Consider the following 5,532-nt stretch of genomic DNA (forward strand, 5'->3'; position numbering starts at 1 on the left):
CCCGGGCTCCCAACCCCCGCCCCGCCTGTAGTCAACTTTGAGGGGCGCCTTCATCCACGTGAGGTGGATGAAGGCGCCCTTCATCCGTTGATCTGCCTGCCGGGCGGGCCGATGACGGCGTCGTCCTATCTCGCGCCGCTTCCGCTGGACGACGCGCTCAGGCTCGACCTGCGCGGCACCGGTGAGTCCGAGGAAGCTTCGAGTGAGACGTACCGCGTGGACCGCCAGGTCGACGACGTGGAAGCGCTCCGGCGGCACCTCGGGCTCGACCGGATCAGGCTGCTCGGCCACTCCGCCGGCGGCACCCTCGCGATCCTCTACGCGGCGCGCTACCCGCAGCACGTCAAGGAGCTCGTCCTCGTCGCACCGAGCCCGCGCGTCGTCGGCATCGACGTCACCGACGAAGACCGCCGGGAGATCGCGCTGACCCGCAGCGGTGAACCCTGGTACGCCGAAGCCATCAAGGGGTTCGAGGAGATCTGGGCGGGCAACGTGACGGCCGAGGCGTTCGAGAAGATCACGCCCTTCTGGCACGGGCGCTGGGACGACGAACGGCGCGCGGCCGACGATCATCCGGCCAACGAGGACGCGGCCGAGGTGTACTACTCGGAGGGCGCGCTCGATCCCCACGCCACCCGCGCCGCGCTCAAGAACCTCGACGCGCCGACGCTTCTGATCGCGGGCGAGGTCGACGTCGCACTACCGCCCAAGCGCGCTCAGGAGTACGCGGACCTGTTCCCGCACGCGCGTTTCGTCGTGTTGCCCGGCACCGGTCACGCTCCCTGGCTCGACGACCCGGAGGCGTTCGCCGCCGCCGTCCAGCGCATGCCGTAAAGCCCAGGACCGAAGTCGAGTGCGGCGGCGTGCGCGTAGCCCCAGGCGTCCACCGGGGCCGGACGCGCGCCGCCGAACATTTCCGTCCCGGCCGGACCGGACGCGAATTGCTCGCACGAAGCGGGCGGGGACTCGACCGGGAATTTGATCTCCAGCACGTAGTCGTGCACCCGTCCGGCGAACCGGCGGAAATGCATGTGCTCGACCGTCGGATGTGGATAGATCAATTCGTACTCGATCGCGATCGAGTCACCGGCGGACATCGGTTCGTCGAACAACAACTCCGCGACGAGAACGCCGTTGGTGCGCTCACGGGCGACCCGGCCGACCCGGCACGAGCGGACCGCGGTGAGCGCGGGTTGGGTCGAACCCGTTTCCTGGCAGAGGATCCAGCGGTCCACCCCGGCCGACGTCGCCTGCATGACCTGACGTGACCGGACACCGCGCACCCCGCCGCAGGACGCGACGTCCACCCGGTCGTGCTGGGCGGTCAGCACCAGCCCGGAACCGTCCCACGGCGCCCGTGCCGGCAGCTCCCGCCTGCGCGAACGTCCACGCGGCCGGGGCGGGCCCAGCAGCCTCGACAACGCCGTCTCCGGCAGGCCGAGCACGTCCTCCAGATGGGCGAGCGCCATCAGCGACTCCGGCCGTTCGGGTCTGCGGCGCCCCGACTGCCAGTAGCTCAGCGCCGTCACGCTGATCGGCGCACCGCGCATCCGCAGCCGGTGCTGCAACCGTTCCAGACTGAGTCCGCGCACCTGGATCGCGACCCGCAACGCGTCCGCGAACGGACCCGTCACCAACAGGTCGGCGAGCTCCTCGCGCGGTGGGTAAATCGTCAGCATCACCCCTCCGTTTCCCGGGGTCAAGCTCGGAAGGCTATCGGCAGCAATCGGAACGCGGTACAGCCGATCGGCGGTTTCGGCCCGCGACGAAACCGGGAAAGTTCAGATCTCGGACCTATTACGCCGCCAAGGGTCTCTCGTTCTCCTGATCACCCCTGCGACGAACAGGACTACGCAATGCGCAAGACAGCAATCCTCGTGGGCTCGGCGGTCATGATCGCCGCCTTCGCGGCACCCGCCTCCGCGGCGGTCGGCGAGATCCGCACCTCTCCCGGCGAGAACATCGCGGGCAGCTTCATCGTCAAGCTCAAGGACAACAGGGTCACCGCGAGCGCGCAGACCCTCGGTTCCCGCTTCGGCGGTCAGGTCGGCTACGTCTACGACGTGGCGTTCAAGGGCTTCTCCGTGAAGATGAACGACGCCCAGGCGCGCAGACTCGCGGCCGATCCCTCTGTCGAATACGTCGAACGCGACCAGGTCGTGCACGTCGAGGCGACGCAGACGAACCCGCCGTCGTGGGGCCTTGACCGGATCGACCAGCGCAACCTGCCGCTGGACCAGAAGTACACCTACAACTCGACCGGCGCGGGCGTGAACGCCTACGTGATCGACACCGGCGTCCGGATCACGCACCAGACCTTCGGCGGCCGCGCCAAGAACGGCTACGACTTCGTGGACAACGACGGCGTCGCGCAGGACGGCAACGGGCACGGCACGCACGTGGCCGGCACGATCGCCGGCTCGCAGTACGGCGTCGCCAAGGCCGCGAACATCATCGCCGTGCGCGTGCTCAACAACTCCGGTTCCGGCACGATCGCCGGTGTCGTCGCGGGCGTGAACTGGGTGGCGGCCAACCACGTCAAGCCCGCGGTGGCGAACATGTCGCTCGGCGGCAGCGCCAACACCTCGCTCGACACCGCCGTGCAGGGCGCGATCACGCGCGGCGTGACGTTCGCGGTCGCGGCCGGCAACTCCAACGCCGACGCGTCCGGCTTCTCCCCGGCCCGCGTGGCCTCGGCGATCACGGTCGGTGCGACCGAGAAGACCGACGCGCGTGCCTCGTACTCGAACTACGGCTCGCTCGTCGACGTGTTCGCGCCCGGCAGCGGCATCACCTCGGCCTGGAACACCAGTGACACGGCCACGAACACCATCTCCGGCACCTCGATGGCGACGCCGCACGTCGTCGGCGTGGTGGCCCGCTACCTGCAGGGCAACTTCAACGTGACGCCCGCGCAGGTGGAGGCCGCGATCAAGGCCAACGCCACCAACGGCAAGGTGACCAACCCCGGTGCGGGCACGACGACCAGGCTCCTGTACTGGCCGCCGACCAGCTGACCACGCTCGACCCGCGGCCCCGGCTCCCTGCGAGCCGGGGCCGTTTTACCCTGCGATGGAAAGGAAAAGCACGTGAGATCCCTGCTGGCAGTCGCCGTCCTGGGGGCAGCGGTCGTCGTCGCACCCGCCTCCGCGGCCACCTCCTCCTACATCGTCGTCCTCAAGGACGGCACCGTGTCGTCGTTCAGCGGTGCGGTGGAGCACCGGTACACCAGTGTCTTCAACGGTTTCAGCGCCCGGTTGACGGCCGCGCAGCTGCGCGCGCTGAAGGCGGACCCCAACGTGTCCCATGTGGAACGTGACGGGATCGTGCACGCCAACAGCACGCAGCTCGACCCGCCGTGGGGACTGGACCGGATCGACCAGCGTGCGTTGCCGTTGGACCAGAAGTACTCCTACACGAGCACCGGTCTCGGTGTGAACATCTACGTGATCGACACGGGTGTTCGCGTGACGCACGCGGACTTCGGCGGCCGCGCGCGCAACGGCTACGACTTCGTGGACAACGACGGCGTCGCGCAGGACGACAACGGCCACGGCACGCACGTCGCCGGGATCGCGGCGGGCACCAAGTACGGCGTCGCGAAACAGGCCACCGTGTGGGGCGTGCGGGTGCTGAACGCCCAGGGCAGCGGCACGATCTCCGGCGTCATCGCGGGCGTCGACTGGGTGACCAAGAACGCGGTCAAGCCCGCCGTGGCCAACATGTCGTTGGGCGGCACCGCTTCCACGGCGCTGGACGACGCCGTGCGCAAGTCGATCGCGTCCGGTGTCTCGTACACGGTCGCGGCGGGCGGCAGCAACACCGATCCCGGGAACTCCTCGCCCCAACGGGTGTCGCAGGCGATCTGCGTGGGCGCGTTGACGCCGAACGACACGAAGTCGGGGTCGTCGAACTTCGGCCCCCTGGTCGACATCTGGGCGGCGGGCGTCAACGTCCCGTCCGCGTGGAACACCGGCGACACGGCCACCGCGACGCTGAGCGGCTCCTCGATGGCCGCACCGCACGCGGCCGGCGTCGCGGCCCGTTTCCTGCAGTACCACCGCGCCGCCACGCCCGCTCAGGTCGAGCAGGCGCTGGTTACCACGGGCACCCCCGGTACGCCACCCGTCACTCGTATCCTCTACTGGCCGCCAAGTCTGTGAATCGTCAATTGTTGGGCGCGGCAACCCTGTCCAAGCCTTAGGACCCCCTTGGCAGGAACCGGATCTCTCCATAGCGTCGAAAGTGTTCGTTCCCCTGCAAAGAACGGAATGCATGATGACGCGAAAGATCCGGTTCCTGGCCGGTGCCGGCGCGGCGACGCTCGCCATGTCGGTTCTGATGATCCCCTCGGCCTACGCCGCCGAGGGCGAGGTCCTCTCCCTCAACGCGCCCGAGAAGGTCACCGGCAGCTTCATCGTGAAGCTGAAGGAGGGCAAGGGCAACGCGCACTCGCTGGCGTCGCGGTTCGGTGCCGGTGTCGAGCGGGAGTACTCCACCTTCGGCGGCTTCAACGTGAAGCTGACCGAGAAGCAGGCCAAGCGCCTGGCCGCCGACCCGTCGGTCGAGTTCGTCGAGGCCGACCAGGTCGTGCACGTCGAGGCCACGCAGACGAACCCGCCGTCGTGGGGCATCGACCGCATCGACCAGCGCAACCTGCCGCTGGACCAGAAGTACAGCTACACCTCGGCGGGCGCGGGCGTGACCGCGTACGTCATCGACACCGGTGTGCGCATCACGCACTCCACGTTCGGCGGCCGTGCCTCCTACGGTCACGACTTCGTCGACAACGACAACACCGCACAGGACGGCAACGGCCACGGCACGCACGTGGCTGGCACCATCGCCGGCTCGCAGTACGGCGTCGCCAAGGCCGCCAAGATCGTCGCGGTCCGCGTGCTCGACAACAACGGCTCCGGCACCCTCGCCGGTGTCGCGGCGGGCATCGACTGGGTGGCCGCGAACGCGGTCAAGCCGGCCGTCGCCAACATGTCGCTCGGCGGCAGCGCGAACGCCACCCTCGACTCGGCCGTGCAGAAGGCCATCGCCAAGGGCGTGACCTTCGCGGTCGCGGCCGGCAACTCCAACGCCAACGCGTCCGGCTTCTCGCCGGCCCGCGTGCCCGAGGCGATCACGGTCGGCGCCACCACCAACACCGACGCCCGCGCCTCGTACTCGAACTACGGCTCGCTGCTGGACATCTTCGCGCCGGGCAGCAACATCACCTCGTCGTGGAACACCAGCGACACCGCCACGAACACGATCTCCGGCACGTCGATGGCCACCCCGCACGTCGCCGGTGCCGCGGCCCGCTACCTGTCGACCAACCCCGGCGCCACGCCGGCCCAGGTCGCCTCGTACCTGGTCGCGCAGTCGACGTCCGGCAAGGTGACCTCGCCGGGTTCGGGTTCGCCGAACCGCCTGCTGTACCTCGCGCCCACCGCGTGAGCTGATCGTTCGGGAGAAGGCCGCGACCTGAGGTCGCGGGCGGAGGCTGTGGGGGGGGGCAGGGGGGGGGGGGTGGTACGACGC

5 protein-coding genes are annotated in these 5,532 nt (G+C 69.3%); 4 read left to right on the forward strand and 1 reads right to left on the reverse strand.

Annotated features, from left to right (window positions below; genetic code table 11):
* Window positions 1–63 precede the first annotated feature (63 nt).
* The gene (locus tag ABZV40_RS42895) at window positions 64–834 is read left to right on the forward strand and encodes an alpha/beta fold hydrolase (RefSeq protein WP_355455425.1); all 771 of its coding nucleotides are present in this window, start codon (window positions 64–66) and stop codon (window positions 832–834) included.
* Here the strand turns inward: ABZV40_RS42895 and ABZV40_RS42900 are convergent.
* Complete coding sequence (locus ABZV40_RS42900; RefSeq protein ID WP_355455427.1) at window positions 774–1,679, reverse strand: hypothetical protein; 906 nt, start codon at window positions 1,677–1,679, stop codon at window positions 774–776. The genes ABZV40_RS42895 and ABZV40_RS42900 overlap by 61 nt on opposite strands.
* A gap of 177 nt (window positions 1,680–1,856) precedes the next feature.
* On the opposite strand from ABZV40_RS42900, the gene ABZV40_RS42905 reads away from it, so the two are divergent.
* The 3 genes from ABZV40_RS42905 (at window position 1,857) to ABZV40_RS42915 (ending at window position 5,448) form a co-directional block, all read left to right on the forward strand.
* Window positions 1,857–3,017 (forward strand): S8 family peptidase, encoded by a 1,161-nt coding sequence (locus ABZV40_RS42905; protein WP_355455429.1) that lies wholly within the window; start codon window positions 1,857–1,859, stop codon window positions 3,015–3,017.
* 72 nt (window positions 3,018–3,089) lie between these two features.
* Window positions 3,090–4,163: a S8 family peptidase gene (locus ABZV40_RS42910; protein WP_355455431.1), complete on the forward strand. Its 1,074-nt coding sequence runs from the start codon at window positions 3,090–3,092 to the stop codon at window positions 4,161–4,163.
* A 115-nt stretch (window positions 4,164–4,278) separates the two neighbouring features.
* Entirely contained in the window at window positions 4,279–5,448 is a 1,170-nt protein-coding gene (locus tag ABZV40_RS42915; RefSeq protein ID WP_355455433.1) for a S8 family peptidase, read from the forward strand.
* Window positions 5,449–5,532: the final 84 nt, after the last annotated feature.

This window comes from Lentzea sp. NPDC004782 (genome assembly GCF_040609115.1).
In the GTDB taxonomy this organism is placed as follows: domain Bacteria; phylum Actinomycetota; class Actinomycetes; order Mycobacteriales; family Pseudonocardiaceae; genus Lentzea.